The sequence below is a fragment of the Paenibacillus sp. FSL R7-0333 genome (assembly GCF_038000365.1).
GTDB classification, from domain to species: Bacteria; Bacillota; Bacilli; order Paenibacillales; family Paenibacillaceae; genus Paenibacillus_AQ; species Paenibacillus_AQ silagei.
Genome location: NZ_JBBOBZ010000001.1, coordinates 2,812,722 through 2,836,591 on the forward strand (window position 1 = coordinate 2,812,722; position 23,870 = coordinate 2,836,591).

Sequence of the window (23,870 nt, forward strand, 5' to 3'; positions counted from 1 at the left end):
GCGTATGCGCAGATACTGGGAGCGGTTCAAATTTCACAGCCTGTTCATCAAAATCTTCCTCGTCATGCTGTTCAGCATCATCGCCGTAGCGATTGCCTCCTCCTGGACGACCGTTCGCATGTCGGAGAAGCTGTTCATGAATACCTTCAGCATTACGAATTCCAAGGTGATCAGCCAGATTAAGGCGAGCTTTGAAGCTTTTCATTATTCAATCGTTACGGCTACTAATAATACCCAGCTGAGTGGCACGATCCGTTCCTTCCTGTCTGAGGAGGACTCGGACTCCCTGCGGATGCTGCGGACCTATTACAATATGACCACGCAGATGAAGAAGATTCAGTCCACGCTCGATGCCTACCAGGTCGGGATCAAAATCATGGGCAAAAACGGCCGCAGCTACTCCACCAATACGAACAATCTGCTAATGAGTGACCGGGAACTGCAGCAGCACGAGCTGACACGGAATACGCTGGCCGAGCCGAAACGGCTGATGTACCAGTTCTATGAGGAGACGATGCCGGATTCGGCGCAGAAGGAAGCGGTGATTGTAGGCAGCAAAGCGCTGATGGACCGGACGACGGGCGATATTTACGGGACGCTGTTTTTTACCATTCATGAAAAGGATTTCCGCTCCTTCTACGGAAGCTTTGTCAGTACCGGGAACGATGTAGTGATCCTGAATAAGCAGGGGATGATTGTGTCCAGCAACCGCAGTGATCTGATGGGCCAGCAGGCTGGGGATCTATTGCAGGTGGCGAGTGAGATTGAGGAGCAGCAGCTTGCGTACCAGAACATTGATTTCCAAGGCACTGATTCGATTCTGATTGCGGATTACCTGCCGTCTTATGATTTCTACATTGTGAACCTGATCGATAAGCAGACGGCCCTCGGCCAGATGGTCAACGGTAAAATGGTTGTGCTGTTCTGCTCAGCCATCGTGATCGTGGCCCTGATCGTGGTGTTCCTGATCTTCAGAAGGCTGACCCGCTCGCTCACGCTGCTTACCCGGCAGATGTCCAAGATCACCGAGCGTAACTTCCACAATTACATTACGGTTACGGGAAGCTTTGAATTTCAGGAGCTGGGGCATGCCTATAATTATATGCTGGACGAGCTAAATGAATATGTCGAAAAGCTGGTGGAGACGCAAAAGGAGCAGCGGAATGCGGAGCTTGCGGCCTTACAGCATCAGATTAACCCGCATTTTCTGTACAATACGCTGGCTTCGGTCAACTTCCTGGTGCAGCAGGGCAGTCAGGAGAAGGCGGTGCAGACGATTCATGCCCTGATCTCGATGCTGCAGAATGCGCTAAGCAATGTCAGTGAGAGCATTACGGTGACGCAGGAGCTGGAGAATCTGAAGTCTTATGTGTTCATCAACCATGTGCGGTACGGCGAACAGATCCGGGTGAATTTCTTCGTCTCCCCGGATTGTATGGACTGTCATCTGCCGAAGCTGATTATTCAGCCGTTCATTGAGAATGCCTTCTTCCATGCGTTTACGCGCAAAAGCGGCGGATATATCCATATCCTCATCTCTCAGGATGCCGGATCTCTGCTCTGTGAGGTGGTGGATAACGGGGATGGGATGGATACCGGAGTGGCTGATCTGCCTATGTCGAGCCTTGCGGGGAAGCGCCAGCTGTTCACCGGAATCGGTATCCGTAATGTGCATGACCGGCTGGTGCTGATGTACGGCGAAGAGTATGGAGTCACGATTAAGAGTGCGCCGGGTGAGGGAACTGCGATCCGAATCCGCCTGCCGCTGATGAAGAAGTGAGATTATTACCATTTTCCAAAAAAAGAACAAATACCAAACAAGGTAACGCTTACAATCAGGCGATAAAATGACCAATCCCCATAAAGTAAGTTCTAACGGGTCGCCCGGAGCGGGTGATAAGATTACTTATGTAATAAATAAGCGCTTACATTCAAGCGAGAGACAGTAAAGCGCATCAAAGGGGAGGCTTACCAATGAAAAAAGGCTTTGCGTTAGTCCTGATTTGCCTGCTACTGCTTACGGCCTGCAGCTCTAATTCCGGGTCCAAGAATTCCGGCAATACTGCTGGGGACACGGGAAAGACAGAGAATACAGCAGCTACAGAGCCTGCACAGGCGAAGGAAATTACGATTTGGGCTTGGGACCCTGCATTCAATATCGCCGCGCTGGAAGTGGCCAAAGCAGAATATGCCAAGACTAACCCGGATGTGAAAATTAACATTGTGGAATATGCACAGGCGGATATTATCCAGAAGCTGAACACGGGGCTGAATTCCGGGACTACCAAGGGTCTGCCGAATATCGTGCTGATTGAAGACTACCGTTCCCAGAGCTTCCTGCAATCGTACAAGGATTCCTTCTACGATCTGAGCAGCTCAATCAAGGGCGCTGACTTCGCGGATTACAAAAGCGGTCCTACCAGCCTGGACGGCAAGCAGTACGGGATTCCTTTTGACTCCGGCGTAACCGGCCTCTATGTCAGAACGGACTATCTGGAGCAGGCAGGCTACAAGCTGGCCGATCTGCAGGATATCGACTGGAAGAAATATATTGAAATCGGCAAAGCGGTGAAAGAGAAAACCGGCAAAGCGCTGATTACACTGGACCCTAACGACCTCGGACTGATCCGGGTGATGATTCAATCCGCAGGCGAGTGGTACCTGAAGGAAGACGGCAAGACGCCGAATATCGCGGGAAATGCACCGCTTAAGGAAGCTTTTGAAACCTATAAGGAGCTGACCGAATCGAACGTAGCCAAGGTGCATGCAGACTGGAGCCAGTTCGTAGCCGCCCTGAACAGCGGCGATGTAGCCTCGGTGCCGACAGGCAACTGGATCACCCCTTCGATTACGGCGGAAGCGTCACAATCCGGCAAGTGGGGCATCGCACCGCTTCCGAAGCTGACTGTGAACAAATCCGTTCATGCCTCGAACCTGGGCGGAAGCTCCTGGTATGTCATGAATGTGGATGGTAAGGAGACGGCAGCAGACTTCATGGCGAAGACCTTCGGCTCGAATGTGGAAATGTACCAGAAGCTGCTCACGGACATCGGTGTTATCGGTACCTTCAAAGCGGCTGCGGGCGGAGAGGCTTACAGCCAGGCCAATGAATTCTTCAGCGGCCAGAAGATTGTAGCGGATTTCGCCGCCTGGACGGAGCAGATCCCAAGCGTCAATTACGGAATCAACACGTATGCGATTGAAGACATTCTGATTGTAGAAATGCAGAATTATCTGAACGGCAAGGATATTGACAGCGTGCTGAGCGATGCCCAGGCCCAGGCCGAGTCACAGATTAAATAGTTAGTTCTCATACAGTGACCTTGGGCGTGGCCTGCAGCTTCCGGGAGTTCAGGAGGCGGGCTGTGCCCGGGGTTTATTTTAATTGATAAGGAAAGGACTGGGCAGCTGTGCATCAAACTAATTCCAAACTTAGGTTCCGCACCAAAAGCGTGTTGACCGGATGGTCCTTCGTCCTGCTTGCGGTCATTCTGATCTTCGTCTTCTATTTCTATCCGATGCTTCAGGCACTCATTCTGTCGTTCCAGACGGGAACGGGCAGCAATCTTACGTTTACCGGCTTCGATAACTATTCACGGCTTCTGTCTGACAAAACATTCATTGTATCGGTTAAAAACACCTTCATCTATCTGCTGGTTCAAGTGCCGCTGATGATCATCCTCGCGCTGTTTATCTCGGTGCTGCTGAATGACAGCAAGCTGAGGTTCAAGGGTTTTTTCCGGACGGCGATCTTCCTGCCCTGTGTCACTTCACTGGTTGCGTATTCTGTGGTATTCAAGTATTTGTTCTCCGGCAATGGCCTGGTGAATACGATGCTGCTGAAGCTTCATCTGGTCAGTGCCCCAATTGAATGGATCACCGATCCGTTCTGGGCCAAAATCACCATTATCATAGCGATCACTTGGCGCTGGACGGGTTACAATATGATTTTTTACCTGTCAGCCCTGCAAAATATCGATCACTCCATCTACGAGGCCGCCAAAATTGACGGAGCATCTTCTTCCCGCCAGTTCTTCGGAATTACGGTCCCGCTGCTGAAGCCGATCATCCTGTTCACCTCGATTACCTCAACCATCGGGACTCTGCAATTGTTCGACGAGGTCATGAATATTACGAAGGGAGGCCCGGGCAACGCGACCCAGACGATCTCCCAGTACATCTACAATTTATCGTTCAAATATGCAGCAGACTTCGGCTATGCAGCCACCGTATCGTATTCGATTGTCATTATGATCGCACTGCTGTCGGTCATCCAGTTCAAAGTGGCAGGTGATAAAAATGGCTAAAAGTAAACGTTTCTTCATGTATCTGTTCCTGAGCATCGCGGCCATTGTCTCAATCTTTCCGTTCCTGTGGATGGTCGTCAGCTCGACGAACCAGTCGGTGGATGTCACCCGCGGGCGTCTGCTGCCGGGCACTCATCTGCTGGAGAATCTGCGCAAGCTGCTGGACACTACGGACCTGCAGTTATCCCTGATGAATTCAGCGAAAATCTCCATAACCACCACGCTGCTGGCGCTGCTGATTGCCTCGCTGGCCGGTTACGGCTTCGAGGTCTTCCGCAGCCGCTCGAAGGATATTGTATTCAACATTCTGCTGCTGTCGATGATGATTCCGTTCGCCGCGCTGATGATCCCGCTGTACCGGATGTTCGGCCAGATCTCGAACGTCTTCCCGTGGATGGGCATCGATACGATTGTCTCGGTCATTTTGCCTACGGTGACTACCGCGTTCCTGATCTTCTTCTTTCGCCAGAGCACAAAAATGTTCCCGAAGGAGCTGCTGGAGGCCGGGCGGATGGATGGGCTTAGCGAACTGGGCATCTTCCTGCGTATCTATCTGCCGACGATGAAGACGACTTACGCCGCCGGAGCGATCATTACGTTCATGTCGAGCTGGAACAACTATCTCTGGCCGCTGATCGTATTGCAGACCCCGCAGACCAAGACCATGCCGCTGCTCATCTCCACCCTCGGCTCGGGCTACGCCCCGGACTACGGGATGATTATGATTGCGATTGTGATCGGCACGATCCCGACGGCGCTGGTGTTCTTTGTGATGCAGAAGCAGTTTGTGGCGGGGATGATTGGGTCGGTGAAGTAAGGTGAACTGGAGCAAATATACACTTTGGGAATAGTCGTGGCTCCGGGGATTGTTTGGACTTTCGGCCGCTGTTGTCTCCAGATTTCTTGATTCAAGCCGCTTCCAGCGGTTGAAATCCGGAGACAAAGGCGGACGCATTCGCTCCTACAGTTCCAAACATCCCCTCCGCCACTCCTCCCAAATGGGGGAAGCTCAAGTTCACTTACAGTGGGGGTAGGGCAGGGGGGAAAGGCAAGAGCTCTATCGCTGAATGTTCGCTACGAACGCAGCTTCATACGTTAACTTAATCAATAACAGATAAATGAAGAGGAAAACGAATATGCCTACCGTATTGACATATCGCAAATCGTCGATATAATAATGATTATGAATCCAATTGATGTATTTAAGGCTTTGTCGAATGAATCCAGGTTACAGATCTTACAATGGCTCAAAGAGCCATACGTTCATTTTAAACCCCATGAAGGAGTGGATATGGAGGAAATTGGGGTTTGTGTAAGTCAAATAACCGACAAGCTGAACATGACTCAGTCCACGGCTTCTCAATATCTTACGATGTTGCAGCGGGCAGGATTGATCACCACAAAACGTATAGGCAAATTTACGTACTATCAGAGAGACGAGGAAGCCATACGTCAGTTAGCTAAGTACACGATGAGTGAGATGTAAGAGAGATGAAACTGAGTTCTTTACCAGAATTCAGCTTTATCTTGGCATTATGATTCGACAATTCGCGATATGTCATTTTAAATATCATATCGACAATTCACGAATTGTATATTCAAAATATTCAAAGGAGTTGTATCATTCTATGTCGCTAAGCTGGAAGGTTTATATTTTAGCCATTGTTAGTTTTTTGGTAGGGACGTCCGAGTATATTCTGTCTGGTATTTTAGATAAGGTATCCCTTTCTCTTGGTGTTTCAGTTGCTGCAGCCGGGCAATTAATTACGATTTTTTCGCTAGTCTACGCTATATTTACTCCTGTTCTTATGGCTGTAACCGCAGGTATAGACAGACGGAAATTAATCATGATGGGTCTCGGTTTGTTTGTGGTATCTAACATTCTCGCTGTTCTTTTGCCCGGGTATGGATTGTTTGTAGTTGCCCGCATCATTATGGCCATAGGCGCAGGGGTAGTGGTTGTTACCGCCTTAAACATTGCAGCGAAAATTGCCCCAGAGGGTAAACAAGCAAGTGCGATTGCAACAGTCGTAATGGGCTTTACAGCATCCTTAATTATTGGCGTACCTCTTGGACGCATTGCAGCGGATACGCTTGGCTGGAAATCTGTGTTCGGGGGTATTGCCCTTTTAGGGATTATCGCAATGATTATACTTTCTTTCGCCATCCCGCGTGTTAAGGGAGATGAACCTATTCCATTACGGCAACAATTACGTTTGCTACAAAAGCCTAAGGTCGCATTGGGACTCGCGATTACCTTCTTTTGGCTTGGCGGATATTCGGTAGCATATACGTATCTTTCACCGTATTTGCTTGGAGTATCGGGCATGAGTGATAAATATCTCAGCGGAGCTCTGCTTATATTTGGTATAGCCAGCATGATAGGCTCCAAAATCGGTGGCTTCAGCACGGACCGGTGGGGGGTTAACCGAACCTTATTCAGCGGATTGATACTCCATATTGTAATGCTGATCCTATTGTCTTTAGTAACGAATACACTCATTGGTGTGATGGTTGTGCTATTGTTGTGGTCCTTCTCCGCATGGTCCTCTGGTCCGACGCAGCAATATCATTTAACAACAATTGAACCCGAAGCCTCAGGTGTTATGCTTGGTCTTAATCAGTCGATGATGCAGCTTGCTATGGCAGCGGGTGCTGGTATAGGCGGGGTAGCTATTGAAACGGTCTCGCTTGCATCGATTACATGGATTGGTGCTGTTGGGGTTGCGATTGCTATAATCGCTATGCTCCTCTTATATGGAATGAATTCTAAATCAGAGATGAATGTTCAACATTTAGTTCAAAACCAGTGAATGTTACTAACCTTATACTTCTGGTGACAAAAAAGCGGTGGCCGGTTTTTCCGGGCACCGCGCTTATGTTTTGGGGTCCCCGCAAAGTACCTGAGTTATCATCGAAGCTAAAGCCCCACTTTGTGGGGTTATTTTATACTATTCCCCGACTCTATACCAGAGCTCACAATATTCATAGCCGTCTGCGCTTGTACCATACATCTCGAAATTACCACCGTCCAGAATCGTATAGGTTGAGGTTGGCAGCCATTCCGAGAAGATCCGGTTCTTCAATGACTGCAGATCGTACTTGCCGCTGCCGTTCCCGTCATGGAGTGTTGAGAACACGGCCCACGTAGATGCGGGAACATCAACAACAGTGTATCCGTTCACTTGGCTGCCTGGCGCTCTGTAGCACCCGATTAGATAAGGGAAGGTCGAGTTGCTTGTGAAGGTGTAGGCATCGAAGGCAAAGACTGCTCCAAGTTCCTTGCTGAAATTGCCTTCGTCTCTCCAAGCCCCGCTTAACGATTGGGCTAAACGTTCGAACTCACCATTCTTGCAGATATTTTGCCAAATCTCCGGGATCGTTACGCCCGCTTCATTCGCAATAGTGTCGTACTGGTAGATATCCTCCAGTCCATACACTTGAAAAGCATCCCGTTTCTCCATCCGGTAATTCATTCCGGTCACTCCCTTTAAAATGATTTGAAAGGAGATGCGGGGATAGGCTCTTAACTCACTTTCGGCATTGCGCGCTAATGTAGGCGTCATTCCATGCAGATTGTGAAATGCACGGGAGAAGGCTTCCGGTGATTCATACCTGTACTTCAAGGCAATGTCCATTACAGTGTTCTTTCTGTCCTTTAGATCAAACGCAGCCAGCGTCAGTCTTCTGCGCCTGATATATTCGGATAACGGGACATCAAGTACAAATGAAAACATACGTTGAAACTGGTAAACCGAGCATAAGGCGATTTTAGCGATTTGATCGTAATCAATATCTTGTTCCAGGTTATCTTCAATATAACCGATCGCCCGATTCATTCGCTCCAGCCACTCCACGCAATCCCTCCTTTCATAAGAAAGCATATCATCCGGTAGTTACCGTAGCCTGATTATCCATGCAGCATATTGTCAGGTGGTCTTAGCTGGTTGGTGTTCCTTGATGGAATACCATTTGCCATTTCGAATGTTCATATTTCCATATGGAACTACGCAGAGAATGCTGCTGTTTGTCTTCATTGAATATTTTATATGTAGTCAAAACAATATTTTCAGATAATGGATGAATCTCAAAATCACTCAGCTGCATTCTGACAACATCTATGCCATTCACGTCCATCCTATCTTTTACGCGCCATATCTGCCCCGAACTTCCAATTTCGAAGAAATCCTCTGCCAACAAGTTTGAGAGTTCCTTAACTGATGTCCGGACCTCCGGTGTGAGTAACTTTTCCTCAAGTAATAAAAGTTCCTTTTCGATCAGCTCCATGCACTTTGTTTCCATCCTAGATTCTCCTCAGCAGAATTTGATTTGAAAAGCTAATCGATAGGGCACTCCATATTTTTCACCTGATTTTTTTCGTTAGCGGAGCAAATTATATTTCCCTCCCAATCAACGAAACTGAGTTTTTCTTTATCCTTCAGGCTCCATTCAATTATGGTTTTTACAAGGCCGGGCGTAATAACTTCGTCATCCCACAATGGAGTCTGTATTCTAACCCAACTGCTCCGACCGCCATTTTCTAACCCGCCAAACTCCAGGCCCATAACTACTATATACGGATTTCGTTGTTTTTGAGATTGTCCCACTTCGTATGAAATGATAAAATTTTTATCATCCGAAACAATAAACAGTTTAATCCGTCCGTGCTCTTCATCATCTTCTTTGACATACCAGAAATAATACTTTTCGCCATGAACGAACTTTCTTCTTCCCTTTTTATTAACACCCAATATGTTCGTCCCCGCATTCGTAAATAATTCTATTTCCGATCTTCCACTTCATGAAAAAATTAATATCCTCAATCGAATCGTGAATACTCCATTCATATTCTTTATTCTCACGAAGCTCTCTCAGAACGATGGGTTTAACGATATGCTTCTCTAACTGCCCTTTCGTCCGGGCAATATATGCAAATCCCAAAACGGCATTAGCACGGACAGCAGCAGACTCATGATCCGCAAGCTGGGCACAAATATCTTGAGCGAACTTCCAGTTCGAATGGTATTCACCGACAGAAAGAGGGAGCGTCAGAAGATCAGCGGTGTCATTTCTTTTAAGACGGTCCTTTATCTCCTCGCTGGAAAGATCATTGAGCGGTGTATAAATTCTGGACAATTTCAGTATAATTCTCCTTCATCCCCTTGTACTTTGGCAGTAAGTTCAATTGCAATCTCTTTCATCTTATCAATCACATTGCCTTCATCGGCTCCGGAAACTGTAAGTCTACCATTAGAATAACGAAAAGGAACCGTTACTTCATCAACCTTCCATATGAAAAAATCACCATTTATTGATATTTGAAATGGGCCAGATGTTGTGAAAGTATTAGAATACTCGAAATCATTTTTAGCCGAAAATATTGCCTTTAACTCGTCAAGTGAAATGGGAATCTCCGTACTCTCTGTCCAATGATTTGCTCTTGTAATATGAATATCATAGCTCATAATAATAATCTCCTTTGCATTAACATCACTCTAATTATAAATATACCAAGTAAGTATTCAAATGGCTTCTACGTATTCAAGCAGACAAAGGACATGTCATGAAAATGACACTGTATCTCCTGTGCAGTTTGTTAGATTTTAGTAGAGAGGCGCAACTGATGTGGAAATTTGGAGTAATAAGAAAGATGATAGAAAAATATGAAATAGAGGAAAAGGGAGGATGTTTGGGATGAAGACAGGTAAAAAAGTGTTGACAGCCTTACTGGCTGCGGGGTTGAGCTTCGCCATGTTGACGGGTGTGAATCCGGGGAAGGTAGAGGCAGCGGCTAAGAAATACCCTGCGCTTCTGAAAATCAACGATTATTATGTGCTCTATACGGCACCAAAGGCGCCATATGTGGATGCCAACTACCGGACGATGATCCCGCTTCGCTCCATTAGCGAGCTGATGGGGGCGAAGGTCAGCTATGATGCCAAGGCTAGAACGGCTGCCATCGAAAAGGATAGTGTAACGGTTAAGTTCACCATTGGTTCCAAATCTGTTTCGGTTAACGGGGTTGCCGGGTCGATGGACACGGTTCCGGTGATGGAGCAGAATTCGATGTTCATTCCGGTCAGTGTGCTGGCCGGACGTCTGGGCATTGTGAGCAAATGGGATCAGGCGAATCAGCTCTACACGCTGACGGGTGAAACCCTGATGCAGACGGATATCATCAAGCTTTCTTTAGAGGACACTGAGAAAGGACCCTTCACTTCCCCACCGGGGAAGATCATTAGCAACGACGCGTTCCGGCCAGTTTCTTACACCTTTGACTCCGCAAAAGGAAGCTTCACGGTGAAGGCGAAGAATATAACAGGTAAGGATGTTCCTGAAGGAGCGGCGGATGTTGCCGCGTATATACTTTATGATGAACTGATTCAATTTCCGGCGCAGGAGCGGGAACGACCGGCTGTCCGTAAGGATGGAACGATTGAGGTTGCCGTTAAGACCGAAACGCCGAAGCCACCTGCTTATTTACTTGTAAAAGGGCGTCTGCTCGACCGCTCCGAGAATTAATTTCAATTTCGATTTTGAATCAGAGGTGAATTCGGTTGATGGACACTCATATTCACATCCTCTGCGGCGACTCCTTCGGAGGCAGTGTGAAGCAGGTGCTTAAAGAATTTGGCTGGACGGATACGCATAAGCTGATTATCCTGCGGGAGAATTATGCTATAGGTCCGCTGAATCAGTTGGATACGCAAATGGGGAGGAAACAACGCAGTGACTGGTTCCGCCAAAATATAACGGAAAACTATAATGTCTCATATGATTGTGAAGAAGAGTATACGGAGCTGCTGGACAATCTGGAGCAGATTTCTGCACAGGCCAAGATTATAATCTGGACCAGTGGCAATGCTTGCGAGCAGATCGGGCTGCGTCTTATTGCTCATCTGTTGGGGAACAGACCGAACGAGATCATTGTGTGTGATGCCTGCGCAATCTGTGAGGAGCTGTTCAACCGGCCGGATGCTTTCATTAACTATTGTCATTCCGGTGAGATTCCGTCAGACAAGCTCCGGGAAGCACTTCTGCGAATTGATGAGGGCAGCAGGTTGAGTGCTGGCGATATCGCGCGGGTGTCTCAGGAATGGCAGGCAATTTCCGGGCAGTCCGGCGCTCTGAGGATTTGGCAAGAGGACGCCTTGCTGGAAGTACCCGCTGATTACTACGACAGCTATCTGCTGGAGAAGCTGAACTCGCTTCAGCCGCCGCCAGGGGATGATGGATTCCTGAAATCAGCCCGGCTAGTCGGAGAGGCGCTCGGATACTGTGAGCAGTATGTCGGTGATGCTTATTTCGAGCACAGGGTTAGAGAGCTGATCTACAGCGGGGTCCTGGAGATCAAGGGCGTTCCCACAGCGATGAGATTCTATAGCATTCGGCGCAAGAAAGGGTAAGGTATATAAGAAGCACTAAAGAATTTAACAAAAAGCAAAAGAATCTGAGAGAAAATTTGGAACTCTGGGGGCGATAGCACCCGCTATGTCACGGGATTTTCCGCTTTATAAGAAGCACTATAGCATTTAACAAAAAGCAAAAGAAGCGGAGGGGAAATTTGGAACTGTAGGAGCGAAAGCGTCCGCCTTTGTGTTTGGATTTCTACCGCTAGAAGCGGTTTAAATCAGGAAATCCAAACACAACAGCGGCCGGAGGGCCAAATGTTCACCGCAGTGACGACCAAGCTTTGGGTTCAAATCTAAGGAGGACAACCATGCAAACCTTATTTCGTTATAACTGGCAGGTCCGCGAGGAATGGTATCAATGGTGCGGGGAGCTGCCGGAAGAAGAACTGGTGAAGACACGCATTGGCGGAGTGGGTGGAATCCTGCAGACGCTGGTGCATATAGTGGATGTGGAATTAAGCTGGGTCCGGGATATGGAAGGGAAGCCGGATATCCGATTAGACTTCACGGAGTACAATACTTTGCAGAAAATCAGAGAGGTGGACGCACGCTTCCGGCCGGAGGTGGAGTCCTTCGTAGTGGCTTGGAATGAGGAATTGGAACGGAGGATTCTAAGGGAGGATAAGCCGGATGGGCAGGTTATCCAGCATAGATGGGGCGAAGTGATGCGCCATGTTGCCGCGCATGAGATTCATCACATCGGCCAGCTCTCCATCTGGTCTAGGGAACTCGGCCGGAAGCCAGTCTCGCCTAATCTGGTGCGCAGAGGTCTGGATACGTATTTACCCGATACAGAATAAAGGAGGCTGCTGGTCCTAATATAGTCTGGCGGTGTAGTCAGCCTCCCCCGGACCCTCTACTCTATATCTACAGCTCCGGCGGAAACCACAGATGGCGCAGATCGACCCAGCCCTGGCTGTTGAAGGTCACCCCGCGCACGGAGGGCAGATAGGCGGTCTCGGCAGGCCGCTCGTAGAGAATATGCAGCTGGTGGTCACGGGTTAGAGTATCCTCGATCACCCGGAAGCCTTCCGCCCGAACGGCGGCGTCAGGCTCCCGCGAGATCTGGCGCAGCCTGCCCTCAATACCCGCACGGGTGCGTGGCTCGATATGCTGCGAGAGGGTCAGGTACAGGTCGTACAGCCGGAGCTGCTCGTCCTGGTCGCGGAGCAGCGAGAAGACGATCAGGTCGGACTTCAGGCGGATCGGACCTTTGAATTCCTCCGGCGACACGGATAATACCTTGCAGGAATATCCATGCTGCGTTAATCTTGCGGCGATGTATTCGGCATCCCCGGCGTACTGCGGGATCGTGGCAATCTGCAAGACTTCAGCCGGAGGCGCTGCGAAATGCCGGAAGGGAACTCTCGGCGCTTCATGCAGACAGGACAGCAGTTCGGCACGGAGAAGGGGATCGCTTAGCGGTCCCTTTTTCTTCGTGTTGCAGGTTACGAATTTGCGGACATAGGACTCAGAGTGGATTCTGCTTAGAGAGTCTGCGCCCACTGCTGACGGATTCGGGATGACATGGAAGGCAGAGCCGGTCTCTGAGGGCTCCCGGTCAAGGCTCCATGGGACATAGATAATCTCCACACGGTCCAGATGGGCCCGCCCCTGAAAATAATAAGGGAACACCTCCAGCACACAGGTATCCTCATTCATCTCTACGACCTTGAACGGACCGGTGCCCGCCGGCCTGCGTCCAAACAGATTCTCTCCAATGGACTCCAGATCGCGGGGCACAATCGCCGCCCGGCTGGTGCAGAGGAAGGGAAGGAAGAGCTCATTCGGCTTCTTCAACAGGATGCGGACGGTAGAGGCATTCAAGGCCTGAACTGCATGAATCTCTTTGACAATATAGCTGTACAGCATGCGCTGCGAGGTAGACATCATCCGTTCGAACGAGTAGACGACATCCTCGGCGGTCAGTACTTTGCCATGATGGAACAAGACCTCCTTGCGCAGATGAAAAGTCCAGGCCGTCCGGCTCCCGTCTGTCTCCCAGGCATGGGCCAGGCCGGGGATCACCTTGCCGCGTTCACCGCTGCGGCCGACCAGCCCGTCAAAAACATGGCTCGAGACAAACGACTCCGCCAGCAAATTCATATAGAGCGGATCGAAGGTATGGAGCTGCTGGGTGACCGGCAGCCGCAGCGTATCGATCCGCTTGTCGCTGTGCACCTCGGCATGATGCCCGAAGTAAGCCAGCAGCCAGCCTTGCAGTGTGTCCTGCAGCGATGAGGTGCGGGCATGTCCGCGGATGCCCTCCAGGGCACTGCTGATATCCTTGCTGCTTATGGCCTGCTTCATGGATTCCAGGGCAATGTCCTCGGCCGCTGCGAGGAACACCAGCTTGGAGCGCCGCCCCCGTCCCCGGCTGGGGGTCCAGGTGATCCAGCCTAGATCGGCCATTTTGCGGATCACATGCAGTGCATTGCGGTGGGTACAGCCAAGGGTCAAGGCCAGCTCGTCCAGTGTGACAGAGATCTCGGCAGGACCTCCATGCTGCGAATGCAGCTTCAGGAATTGACTGTGCAGCTTCATATGGGACATTCTCCTCCTGCCTAATTTATAAAATAGGAAATTAATAATATTATATTTCTCTTTTTCTTCTTATTTTATCAGCTAGAATCAGGATATGACAGTAAAAAGATGGGGGAATTTACCATGGACGAACAAACGGTATCCAAACCGGGGCTTGGGCGTGTAGCCTTACTGGCCGCATTTCTGCTTGCGATTGTGCATCAGTACCTGTTCTACGGCAAAATGCCGGGGATCTCATACCCGATTTTTGTGGTCTTATTTTATGCTTTTATGCTCTATTTCGCCAAGGAGCAGCTGCGCAAGCAGACCTGGTTCAGCTATGTTTGGATGGTGTCCATATTTCTGTTGTCCCTGACCTATATGCTGTTCGGCAACTGGTTTTTCTTTGCGCTTAATATCGTTGTTATTCCGGTGCTCATTCTATTACATATGACGTATATGCTTAGTTACCGCAAGCCCGCCTGGAGCGGACCCGCACTGATCGGCGCGGCGCTTGAGCATCTGTTCCCGCAAAGTCTGCGCAACTGGGCCACGGCATTGAGGCTGCTGCGCCGGGGCAAAGGCGGGATACCGAATGAACGCAAGCAGGTATTGATGCGGGTGCTGATCGGTCTGCTGATTTCCGTCCCGCTGCTGCTGATTGTGATCTCGCTGCTCTCCACGGCGGACGGAGTGTTCAGTCAGCTGCTGGAAGCACTCCCGAGGATTTTTGACAATATTTCACTGGGGGACTGGATCTTCCGGGGTCTGTGGGTTCTGCTGCTCGGGCTCTTCATGTTCGGCTTCGTCTGGGGGTTCGTACAGAGTAAACCCTATATCCGCACTCCTCTGGTCAGTGAGTTTGATGCGATGGGGCAGAAGCTGGAAGCGGCTGAAGCAGGGGAGGAGGGTATCGGTCTTGATGACCCGGTCATTATCACTACCGTGCTGACCGCAATCAATGCGGTGTACATGCTGTTTGTGAGTGTCCAGTTCTCGTATCTCTTCGGGGCCTGGGACGGGATTCTGCCGGAGAATAGTACGTATGCGGACTATGCGCGGAGCGGTTTTCTGGAGCTGATTCTGGTCACATCCATTAACTTCGCAATCTTGCTGCTGTCCTTGCTGGCAGTGCGCAAAGCGGGCGGTATCCTGAAGCGGGTCATTCAGCTCCTGCTGTATATTCTGGTGTTATGCTCCATGGTCATGCTGTATTCTGCATACTCGCGGCTGACTCTGTATGAAGAGGCGTACGGTTACACCTACATCCGGTTCCTGGTGCATGCCTTCATGATCTTCCTCAGCTTGCTGCTGGTGCTGGCGGCCGTGCGGATTAGCCGGGAACCCTTCCCGCTTCTAAAATGTTACATCGTGCTCGGCCTGCTCTCCTATGTGCTGATGAACTATATAGGGATGGATCATATCATTGCGAAGCAGAATATCCAGCGTTATGAAGCAAGCGGTACGCTGGATGCCGGTTATCTGGCCGGGCTCTCCGCAGATGTGGTTCCAGAGCTGATCGAATTCAGCAAGCAGGAGAAGGGGATTCTGGACGAGGCGCTGCGCAGCAGACTGTCTGATCGCGCTCAGCCTCAGCGGAGCTGGCCTTCGTTCAATCTGGCCCATTACCGGGAGCAGAGAGCGCTGGAGGAATATTTTTCCGGAGAGGTAATGCAGAAATAGCTTCCGTCCGTTAACTTGTGTTACAGTGATTTCAGCTAAGATGACACAAGGAGAGAAGAACCTCATGCAATCGATCATAAATCCGGAGGCGGTTCGGAGCCTCACCGAGCAGAATGGCCTCACGGCTATGTTCAGCAGCAGCGACATTGCCCAAATGGAGCTTCGGCGTTACGGCGGCGGGGAGGCGGTCTGCTCGGTGGGCGACCGGCTGGAACATATGTTTTTCCTGATGCAGGGCAAGCTGAAGATTCATACGCTGTTGCCTAACGGCAAGTCGATGCTGGTCCGGTTCGCCCGGCCGATGTCGGTGATCGGGGATGTGGAGCTGCTGCGCCAGTATCCCGTCAAGAATGAGGTGGTCTCCGTAGGGGACAGCCTGCTGCTTGTCGCCGGAAGGAAGCTGCTGCTCCGGGAGATTGAAGACAATACAGCGCTACTGCGTTTCCTGGTCGGAGAGCTGAGCCACAAAATGTACACGCTCGGCCAGACCTCAGCCATGAATGTGCTCTATCCGGTGGAGAACCGGTTCGCCAGCTATCTGATGTCGCTGTTCGCGGACAACACTGGCGCCCAGCGCGTAGAAGAGATCCGCACCTCCACGCTGACAGAGACCGCCGATCTGCTCGGCACCAGCTACCGGCATTTGAACCGGGTAGTGCGCCGCCTGATTGAAGATGGGATTATTGAACGCAGGAACGGCCGGCTGATTGTGCGGGATGAGGAGCGGCTGGCAATGCTTGCGAACGGGAATTTGTACGATTGAACCGCGGATTACAAGACATAATTCAGAGAACCTCTATTTCTGCCTTGGCAGGGATGGCGGTTTTTTTGTGCTTGGCAGCGTATTTCAGTTTCATTTAAGAATGATGATGTACGATACGTAGAGGTTACACAGTAGAGCTTACATATCGAGTGGAGGTAGTTATCATGTTCAACAGACTTAGAGGAATCCGGGCCAAAATCATGTTTGGCTTCGCCGCTGTAATTATCGTGTTCATTCTCGCTATACTAGGCAGTACTATTTTTCAGGCTAAGGTGACTATGCTTACAGAGCAGATCAACCGCAATTACAGCAAGCTGTCGATGGTACAGAAATTAACTGATGATATCCGGACGGCGGACGGTCTGGCCGCAAGGTATGTAATGAGCAATACCACGGAGGAGCGAACAGCCAATCTGACCGCCTATGAAGCCAAGATACCAGAGATTACAGCCTCAGTCGAAGAGCTTAAGGGAGCCGGTCTGAATGAAGCGGAGCTTGCGGGAATTCAGAATCTGGAGGGAGAATGGGACAATTATCTGACAGTGCTGGAGCAGGCTTTTGCCTTGGCCAAGGAAGGGAACTTCCCGCAAGCGCAGAAGTCGTTCACAAGCCTCTCCCTTACGACGATCATCGATTCACAGCTGGTGTTCGAGACGATGCTGCACGATGAAATTATGAAGGAACAAAGTCAGGCGGCAACCCACCGCAGCTCGGCTATGATTACCAGCATTGGGGTGACGGGATTATCCGTAGTACTGGCTCTGTTGATCGCATTCGTATTGTCTGCACGGATACTGAAGCCGGTGAAGGATGTCAACAGGCAGCTCCAGGAGATTGTAGGCGGCGATGCCGATCTAACCCGCAAGCTTAGTGTGCAGACGAAGGATGAGATCGGTGAGCTGGCCCGGAATTTCAATACAATGACCGATAATCTGGCAACGATGATCACCCAGGTGAAGCTATCCGCGAACGGTCTGGCGGCTTCTTCAGTGAAGCTGACCTCGGATAGCGGATTGACCGCCGAAACGACCGAGAAGATCTCCGGAATTATGGGTGAGGTCGCAAGTGGTGCGGGCATGCAGATGAATGACCTGCAGACTAACATGAACACCATTATTGAAATGTCGGACGGTATCCAGCTGATTGCTGCCAGTGTACAGGATATCTCGGAAGCTTCCCTGCGTTCTGCAGATTATGCGGTGGCCGGGGATCTATCCCTGCAATCTGCCGTCCGGCAGATGGATTCCATCAACGAATCCATTCAGTCCTTATCGGAAAAGGTTATGGGCTTCGTGAAGCGTTCACAGGACATTAGCAGCATTGTCGGTGTGATCAAGGGGATCGCCTCGGAGACGAATATGCTGGCACTGAATGCGACCATAGAAGCGGCCCGGGCCGGAGAGCACGGCAGAGGATTTGCTGTGGTAGCCGATCAAGTGCGCAGACTGGCTGAGCAGTCCGCAGATTCCGCCAATCAGATTGCTGAAATGGCAACCGGAATCCAGGCTGATGCAGATCATGCAGTGAAGGTGATGAAGAACAGCATGAACGAAGTTCTAGGGGGAACCCGGATCATAGAAGAGGCAGGGCAGTCCTTCAATGCCATCCGCCATTCGATTGATTCACTAGCGGGACAGGTTCAGGAGGTATCCGGCGCGGTAGAAGAAATCACGGCAGCGACCGAAGAGATTGTAGACTCTATCCGTAACGTTACGCATATCTCGGAGACTACAGCGGCAAGTACACAGCAAGTATCCGCTGCATCGCAAGAGCAGATGGCTTCAGTGGAACAGATCGCCTCTTCTGCCAGTGCACTCAGCATGCTGGCGCAAGGTCTGCAAGGTCTGGTTGCACGTTTCAATGTATAATTAGGCAAGCCCCCAACCTGAACGAAGGGAGGGGGCTTGATCTTGCTTATCTGTTACTTTTTCATATATTGTCGGTACAGCTCTTCACAAGTATCGTAACGCTGGGGCTGCCGGCCGACCCGGTGATATTCCTCCAGATAGTCATCCATTGCCAGGAGGAACCGGTCCTTGAACAGATCCAGATTACTTGCATCAAAATACTGCATCAGTTCGAACTTCCGGGTTCCCCGCGACTCGGTCATTTCATCCAGCAGACCCTGCGCTCCCATGGCGGCGTAAAAGGCGTAAGAGGCATCCTTACTTTCAGTGCTGGCAATGATCTTGTTGCGGTAGTTGCACCATAATTCCTCATAGGTGCCCGCCAGATTATCATAGGTAGGAACAGGCTGTTCCACATACTTCTGATACAGAGTGCTGTATAGATCAAGGATACTTTTGAGCAGAATGCCGGAGGTGCTTCGGATCTCGTCCGTCGTCATCGCGCAGATCACATTCCTATAGATCGTTTCATAATTCACAGGGAGGTAGCGGTAAGCTGCGGTGTCCTCCAGGTATCTTTTCAGCCCTCTTTTCAAATAAGTATTATTCATATGCGTCAAAGCGTTCACCAGATTGTAGACCAACTCCGCTGAAGCCAGCCTAACGGCTCCCTTATCATCCGCAAGACAAACATTCGCATATTCCTGCTTCGCCAGATCGATCCATTTCTTCGCCCGTTCCAGACAATCGCGTCCCAGGGGCTTCGCCAGAGCATCCAGCGCCCGTTGCTGATAGACCTTAAGCTTCTCCAGATCCTCGGGCTTGGCATAGTAGAGCACCTGCAAATCTATTAGAGAGGAGATCATCGGACTTTCAAGCGCGGCCTGTTCTTCGATCCGGGTCTCCCAAGGAGTGCAGTAGATATCATAACCGACTTCCCCCAGAATGAAGCAGGACGAGATGCCCCAGCCTTGGTTGTTATTATTGATGATGATCAGATCCAGATCGCTTTTCTCATGATAATCCCCGGTATTGCAAGAGCCCGTAAGCCCGATCACCGCAATCTCCTCCGAAAAATCCCGTTTGGCCCGCTCGATCACCATGTTGATCAATTTTTCGTTTTTGGATAATAGCTCCTGCCTGGTACTTTCATTCATAGCTGATTCCTCCTGCGCTGTGGCTTGTTGTTGGATTCATTGTAAAAGCATCTGCCGTCCGCGGGTATGCCGACTTCGGTTAGGTTCATTCTCTCCCTGAGCGCTCCGTATGTACGCACATACTTTTCATAGAATACGCCATCGACCTGAGCCAGGCTCTACCTTATATTATTACCATAATTTGTTTTATGAAAGCGCATACTCGAAGGTGGCACCATAATCTATGGGAGGTGGTTGTCAAATGTTCAGCAGAACCAGGTCTTCGGTGAAAAGGACAAGGACATTCCTGATGTACGGTCTGATGCTTGTGTTATGTGTGGGACAGCTCGCGTTATTTCCGGCAGTGGGGGCGGCGGCAGGCAATCTGGCTCAGGGCAAGACGATTAGCGCAAGCTCAGTCGGTGATGTGTATGTAGCAGCGAATGCTAATGACGGTAACCAGGGTACGTACTGGGAGAGTGGCAGCAATGCTTTTCCGCAATGGATCAAGGTGGATCTGGGTGCCAGAAGCAGTGTGAATCAGGTTGTACTGAAGCTGCCTGCGGGATGGGAAGCCAGAACACAGACGCTGTCTGTGCAAGGCAGTACGGATGATACGTCTTACAGCAATCTGGCGGCGTCTGCGGGGTATGCCTTCAATCCGGGCAGTGCGAATTCCGTCACCATTAACTTCACAGCTGCAACCGCCCGGTATATCAAAATCAACTTCACGGCCAACACCGGATGGCCCGCAGCACAGCTATCCGAGCTTGAGGTGTACGGCACCACGGCCTCGCCACCCGGAACCTATGAAGCGGAGGCCGCAGCCTTATCCGGCGGGGCCAAGACGAATACCGATCACAGCGGCTATACCGGTGCTGCCTTCGTAGATGGCTACCTGACGCAGGGAGCAGTCACAACCTTCACGGTAACGGCTCCGTCGGCAGGGAATTACAGCGCAGCCCTGAGGTATGCCAATGCCTCCGGCAGTACGAAGACGCTGAGTATCTACGTGAACGGCACGAAGGTCAAGCAGACCTCGCTTGCCAATCTCTCGAACTGGGATACCTGGTCGACACAGGCAGAGATTCTTGCCTTGAACGCCGGAACCAACACCATTGCTTACAAATATGATGCGTCCGACTCCGGCAATGTGAATCTGGATCAGCTTGTGCTGAGCGCTTCCCCGGCGCCGACGGCAACGGCTACGCCAGCTCCGACGGCTGTGCCGACCGCAGCCCCAACGGCTACGCCGACCGTAGCTCCAACGATCGCGCCGACCGTTGCACCGACGGCTACACCTACTGTAGCCCCAACGGCGACTCCGGCTCCGACGATCACACCAACAGCCACCCCAACCACAGGTCCCGGAGTGAACCTGGCGATTGGCAAAGTCGTGAATGCCTCTTCCTCCGTCTTCACCTTCGTCCCCTCCAACGCCAATGATGGAGATGTCACTACCTACTGGGAAGGAGCGGGCGGTAGCTACCCGAATACGCTGACTGTCAGCCTCGGCGCGAATGCCAATGTCACCTCGGTGGTCGTGAAGCTCAATCCGGCAGCCGCCTGGTCAACCCGTACCCAGACGATCCTGGTGCTGGGACATAACCAGTCCACAGGGACGTTCACCAGTCTGGTACCTGCGGCGGAGTATACGTTTAATCCGGCCAGCGGCAATTCAGTGACCATCCCGGTGACCGCTACAGTCAGTGAGCTGCAACTGAGAATCACGGCGAATTCCGGTTCAGGCGCCGGACAGGTAGCTGAGCTTCAGATTATTGGCACACCGGCGGCGAATCCTGACCTGACGGTAACCGGGATGTCATGGAGTCCGTCCGCTCCGGTAGAGACCGATTCTCTCACTCTGAAAGCTACAGTGAAAAATAGCGGTTCTGCTTCATCCGCAGCTACCAATGTGAGCTTTTATCTCGGCAACGTTCTTGCCGGAAATGCCCCCGTGGGTGCCCTAGCTGCAGGGGCTTCGGCTAATGTCTCCTTCAGCCTTGGTGCCAAGGATGCCGGAACCTATACGGTAAGCGCCAAGGTAGATGAGAACAACAATGTCATTGAGCTGAATGAAGTCAATAACAGCTATGCCCATCCTACGGCCCTAACTGTGAATCCGGTATCCAGCTCGGATCTGATTGCTTCTCCGGTCAGCTGGTCTCCCGGCAACCCGGCAGCAGGCAACACGGTCAGCTTCTCGGTAGCCATTAAGAATCAGGGAACGGCGGCCTCAGCCAGCGGTGCGCACAACATTACGCTGACCTTGACCGATGCTACGACAGGCGCAGTCCTCAGAACGTTGACTGGCTCCTATAACGGTGTCATTGCTGCCGGAGGTACTGCGGCTCCTGTAGCTCTTGGGACCTGGACGGCTGTGAACGGAAAATATAATGTTAAAACAGAAATTGCCGTGGATGGCAACGAACTGGCGGTCAAGCGGGCCAACAACATCCAGAACCAGTCGCTCTACATCGGACGCGGGGCCAATATGCCTTACGACATGTATGAGGCAGAAGATGGAGTGATCGGCGGCGGAGCTGTCAAACTGACACAGAACCGGAATATCGGCGATCTGGCCGGTGAAGCTTCAGGCAGACGGGCCGTTACGCTGAATACCACAGGCAGCTATGTCGAATTCACGACCAAAGCCAGCACGAATACCTTGGTCACCCGGTTCTCTATTCCCGATGCTCCGGGCGGTGACGGCACCACAGCTACACTCAACATCTACGTCAATGGAGTGTTCAACAAGGCCATTACCTTGACCTCCAAATACGCCTGGCTGTATGGCTCGGAGGCTAGTCCCGGCAATTCGCCGAGTGCCGGCTCCCCGCGCCACATCTATGACGAAGCGAATATCATGTTCGACAGCACGATTCCGGCAGGCAGCACGATCCGGCTGCAGAAGGATGCAGCCAATACTTCGCAATATGCAATTGACTTCGTCAGCCTGGAGCAGGTCTCGCCGATAGCCAATCCGGACCCGGCCAAGTACACGGTTCCTCTGGGCTTCACGCACCAGGATGTGCAGAATGCGCTCGATAAGGTCCGTATGGATACAACGGGTAAGCTGGTTGGCGTCTATCTTCCTGCCGGAACCTATGAGACCTCGAACAAGTTCCAGGTCTACGGCAAGGCGGTGAAGATCGTCGGAGCCAGCCCCTGGTATACCCGGTTCTATGCACCGGTTAACCAGTCGAATACAGACATCGGCTTCCGGGCTGCCGATTCAGCGAATGGCTCGACCTTCTCGGGGTTTGCCTACTTCGGCAACTATACTTCACGGATTGACGGTCCCGGAAAGGTGTTCGACTTCTCCAATGTGGCCAACATGACAATTGATAATATCTGGACGGAGCATCAGGTATGTATGTACTGGGGCGCGAATACCGATTATATGGTCATTACAAACTCGCGCATCCGCAATACCTTTGCCGACGGCATCAATATGACCAACGGCAGCACGAACAATCTCGTGTCTAACATCGAGGCGCGGGCAACCGGAGATGACAGCTTCGCCTTGTTCTCGGCGATCGATTCCGGCGGCTCCGACATGAAGGACAATGTCTATGAGAATCTGACGTCCATCCTGACCTGGCGGGCAGCCGGTCTTGCCGTCTACGGAGGGTATGCGAATACCTTCCGCAACATCTATATTGCGGATACTCTCTGCTACTCCGGGATTACGATCAGCTCGCTGGACTTCGGCTATCCGATGAACGGCTTCGGGGCATCACCGACGACGAACTTCCAGAATATCTCCGTCGTCCGCTCAGGCGGACATTTCTGGGGCGCACAGACCTTCCCGGCCATCTGGGTATTCTCCGCTTCCAAGGTGTTCCAGGGTATCCGGGTGAGTGATGTGGATATTGTGGACCCGACCTATCATGGAATCATGTTCCAGACGAACTATTCCGGCTCTACGCCGCAATTCCCTGTCACAGACACGATCTTCACCAACATTACGATCTCCGGTGCCCTCAAGAGCGGCGACGCCTTCGATGCCAAATCCGCTGTCGGTATCTGGGCTAATGAATTGCCGGAGCCCGGCCAGGGGCCGGCAGTGGGCAGCGTAGTCTTTAACAACCTGAAGATCCTAAACACGGTAACGCCGATTAAAAATACAACATCCACGTTCACGATAACGGTGAATCCGTAGGGGAACGTGAAGAGATCTCACTGAACCTGCACCG

General features: G+C 51.1%; 20 protein-coding genes. 13 read left to right on the top strand and 7 right to left on the bottom strand.

What is annotated here, in order from left to right:
- The first annotated feature begins 4 nt into the window (after positions 1-4).
- From MKY86_RS11455 to MKY86_RS11480, 6 genes are all read left to right on the top strand, one after another.
- Positions 5-1,780 carry a sensor histidine kinase gene (locus MKY86_RS11455; RefSeq protein ID WP_076074059.1) on the top strand — a complete coding sequence of 592 codons (1,776 nt, stop codon included), beginning with the start codon at positions 5-7 and terminating at the stop codon, positions 1,778-1,780.
- 194 nt (positions 1,781-1,974) lie between these two features.
- Positions 1,975-3,303, top strand: coding sequence for an ABC transporter substrate-binding protein (locus MKY86_RS11460; protein ID WP_076074061.1), 1,329 nt, complete (start codon positions 1,975-1,977; stop codon positions 3,301-3,303).
- Between the two features lie 107 nt (positions 3,304-3,410).
- Positions 3,411-4,307 carry a carbohydrate ABC transporter permease gene (locus MKY86_RS11465; RefSeq protein ID WP_076074064.1) on the top strand — a complete coding sequence of 299 codons (897 nt, stop codon included), beginning with the start codon at positions 3,411-3,413 and terminating at the stop codon, positions 4,305-4,307.
- Positions 4,300-5,124, top strand: a complete 825-nt coding sequence (locus MKY86_RS11470; RefSeq protein WP_076074067.1) for a carbohydrate ABC transporter permease — start codon at positions 4,300-4,302, stop codon at positions 5,122-5,124. Before MKY86_RS11465 ends, MKY86_RS11470 begins: the two co-directional genes overlap by 8 nt.
- A 366-nt stretch (positions 5,125-5,490) precedes the next feature.
- Positions 5,491-5,793 (top strand): ArsR/SmtB family transcription factor, encoded by a 303-nt coding sequence (locus tag MKY86_RS11475; RefSeq protein WP_076074876.1) that lies wholly within the window; start codon positions 5,491-5,493, stop codon positions 5,791-5,793.
- A gap of 142 nt (positions 5,794-5,935) precedes the next feature.
- Positions 5,936-7,120 (top strand): MFS transporter, encoded by a 1,185-nt coding sequence (locus tag MKY86_RS11480; RefSeq protein WP_076074070.1) that lies wholly within the window; start codon positions 5,936-5,938, stop codon positions 7,118-7,120.
- A 138-nt stretch (positions 7,121-7,258) separates the two neighbouring features.
- Here MKY86_RS11480 and MKY86_RS11485 read toward each other — a convergent pair whose 3' ends face one another.
- The 5 genes from MKY86_RS11485 to MKY86_RS11505 all read right to left on the bottom strand — a co-directional run bounded on the left by MKY86_RS11485 (position 7,259) and on the right by MKY86_RS11505 (position 9,772).
- Entirely contained in the window at positions 7,259-8,164 is a 906-nt protein-coding gene (locus MKY86_RS11485; RefSeq protein ID WP_076074088.1) for an AraC family transcriptional regulator, read from the bottom strand.
- 82 nt (positions 8,165-8,246) lie between these two features.
- Complete coding sequence (locus MKY86_RS11490; RefSeq protein ID WP_340826902.1) at positions 8,247-8,609, bottom strand: nuclear transport factor 2 family protein; 363 nt, start codon at positions 8,607-8,609, stop codon at positions 8,247-8,249.
- 35 nt (positions 8,610-8,644) lie between these two features.
- A complete protein-coding gene (locus MKY86_RS11495; RefSeq protein WP_076074091.1) occupies positions 8,645-9,058 on the bottom strand; it encodes a hypothetical protein in 414 nt (137 codons plus the stop codon).
- Complete coding sequence (locus MKY86_RS11500; protein ID WP_076074093.1) at positions 9,048-9,443, bottom strand: hypothetical protein; 396 nt, start codon at positions 9,441-9,443, stop codon at positions 9,048-9,050. Before MKY86_RS11500 ends, MKY86_RS11495 begins: the two co-directional genes overlap by 11 nt.
- A 2-nt stretch (positions 9,444-9,445) precedes the next feature.
- Positions 9,446-9,772: a hypothetical protein gene (locus MKY86_RS11505; RefSeq protein WP_076074096.1), complete on the bottom strand. Its 327-nt coding sequence runs from the start codon at positions 9,770-9,772 to the stop codon at positions 9,446-9,448.
- A 229-nt stretch (positions 9,773-10,001) separates the two neighbouring features.
- Here MKY86_RS11505 and MKY86_RS11510 point away from each other — a divergent pair, with 229 nt between their 5' ends.
- The 3 genes from MKY86_RS11510 (at position 10,002) to MKY86_RS11520 (ending at position 12,519) form a co-directional block, all read left to right on the top strand.
- Positions 10,002-10,829, top strand: coding sequence for a copper amine oxidase N-terminal domain-containing protein (locus tag MKY86_RS11510; RefSeq protein ID WP_076074099.1), 828 nt, complete (start codon positions 10,002-10,004; stop codon positions 10,827-10,829).
- Between the two features lie 38 nt (positions 10,830-10,867).
- A complete protein-coding gene (locus MKY86_RS11515; RefSeq protein WP_076074101.1) occupies positions 10,868-11,713 on the top strand; it encodes a DUF1835 domain-containing protein in 846 nt (281 codons plus the stop codon).
- 314 nt (positions 11,714-12,027) lie between these two features.
- Positions 12,028-12,519, top strand: a complete 492-nt coding sequence (locus MKY86_RS11520) for a DinB family protein (RefSeq protein ID WP_076074104.1) — start codon at positions 12,028-12,030, stop codon at positions 12,517-12,519.
- Positions 12,520-12,586: 67 nt separating this feature from the next.
- Here the strand turns inward: MKY86_RS11520 and MKY86_RS11525 are convergent, their stop codons facing one another.
- Entirely contained in the window at positions 12,587-14,263 is a 1,677-nt protein-coding gene (locus tag MKY86_RS11525; RefSeq protein WP_076074106.1) for an ABC transporter substrate-binding protein, read from the bottom strand.
- A gap of 123 nt (positions 14,264-14,386) precedes the next feature.
- Here MKY86_RS11525 and MKY86_RS11530 point away from each other — a divergent pair, with 123 nt between their 5' ends.
- From MKY86_RS11530 to MKY86_RS11540, 3 genes are all read left to right on the top strand, one after another.
- Entirely contained in the window at positions 14,387-15,925 is a 1,539-nt protein-coding gene (locus tag MKY86_RS11530; RefSeq protein WP_076074108.1) for a DUF4153 domain-containing protein, read from the top strand.
- Positions 15,926-15,989: 64 nt separating this feature from the next.
- Positions 15,990-16,688, top strand: coding sequence for a Crp/Fnr family transcriptional regulator (locus MKY86_RS11535; RefSeq protein ID WP_076074111.1), 699 nt, complete (start codon positions 15,990-15,992; stop codon positions 16,686-16,688).
- 164 nt (positions 16,689-16,852) lie between these two features.
- Positions 16,853-18,556: a methyl-accepting chemotaxis protein gene (locus tag MKY86_RS11540; RefSeq protein ID WP_076074113.1), complete on the top strand. Its 1,704-nt coding sequence runs from the start codon at positions 16,853-16,855 to the stop codon at positions 18,554-18,556.
- A 53-nt stretch (positions 18,557-18,609) separates the two neighbouring features.
- Here MKY86_RS11540 and MKY86_RS11545 read toward each other — a convergent pair whose 3' ends face one another.
- On the bottom strand, positions 18,610-19,692 hold the full coding sequence (locus tag MKY86_RS11545) for a nucleotidyltransferase domain-containing protein (RefSeq protein WP_076074116.1): 1,083 nt from the start codon (positions 19,690-19,692) through the stop codon (positions 18,610-18,612).
- Positions 19,693-19,933: 241 nt separating this feature from the next.
- Here MKY86_RS11545 and MKY86_RS11550 point away from each other — a divergent pair, with 241 nt between their 5' ends.
- A complete protein-coding gene (locus MKY86_RS11550) occupies positions 19,934-23,836 on the top strand; it encodes a galactose-binding domain-containing protein (RefSeq protein WP_083684340.1) in 3,903 nt (1,300 codons plus the stop codon).
- Positions 23,837-23,870: the final 34 nt, after the last annotated feature.

Coding starts and splice junctions, on each gene's coding strand:
- MKY86_RS11455 (WP_076074059.1), top strand. CDS start 5: ATGCGCAGATACTGGGAGCGGTTCAAATTTCACAGCCTGTTCATCAAA.
- MKY86_RS11460 (WP_076074061.1), top strand. CDS start 1,975: ATGAAAAAAGGCTTTGCGTTAGTCCTGATTTGCCTGCTACTGCTTACG.
- MKY86_RS11470 (WP_076074067.1), top strand. CDS start 4,300: ATGGCTAAAAGTAAACGTTTCTTCATGTATCTGTTCCTGAGCATCGCG.
- MKY86_RS11475 (WP_076074876.1), top strand. CDS start 5,491: ATGAATCCAATTGATGTATTTAAGGCTTTGTCGAATGAATCCAGGTTA.
- MKY86_RS11480 (WP_076074070.1), top strand. CDS start 5,936: ATGTCGCTAAGCTGGAAGGTTTATATTTTAGCCATTGTTAGTTTTTTG.
- MKY86_RS11490 (WP_340826902.1), bottom strand. CDS start 8,609: ATGGAAACAAAGTGCATGGAGCTGATCGAAAAGGAACTTTTATTACTT.
- MKY86_RS11505 (WP_076074096.1), bottom strand. CDS start 9,772: ATGAGCTATGATATTCATATTACAAGAGCAAATCATTGGACAGAGAGT.
- MKY86_RS11510 (WP_076074099.1), top strand. CDS start 10,002: ATGAAGACAGGTAAAAAAGTGTTGACAGCCTTACTGGCTGCGGGGTTG.
- MKY86_RS11515 (WP_076074101.1), top strand. CDS start 10,868: ATGGACACTCATATTCACATCCTCTGCGGCGACTCCTTCGGAGGCAGT.
- MKY86_RS11520 (WP_076074104.1), top strand. CDS start 12,028: ATGCAAACCTTATTTCGTTATAACTGGCAGGTCCGCGAGGAATGGTAT.
- MKY86_RS11525 (WP_076074106.1), bottom strand. CDS start 14,263: ATGAAGCTGCACAGTCAATTCCTGAAGCTGCATTCGCAGCATGGAGGT.
- MKY86_RS11530 (WP_076074108.1), top strand. CDS start 14,387: ATGGACGAACAAACGGTATCCAAACCGGGGCTTGGGCGTGTAGCCTTA.
- MKY86_RS11535 (WP_076074111.1), top strand. CDS start 15,990: ATGCAATCGATCATAAATCCGGAGGCGGTTCGGAGCCTCACCGAGCAG.
- MKY86_RS11540 (WP_076074113.1), top strand. CDS start 16,853: ATGTTCAACAGACTTAGAGGAATCCGGGCCAAAATCATGTTTGGCTTC.
- MKY86_RS11545 (WP_076074116.1), bottom strand. CDS start 19,692: ATGAATGAAAGTACCAGGCAGGAGCTATTATCCAAAAACGAAAAATTG.
- MKY86_RS11550 (WP_083684340.1), top strand. CDS start 19,934: ATGTTCAGCAGAACCAGGTCTTCGGTGAAAAGGACAAGGACATTCCTG.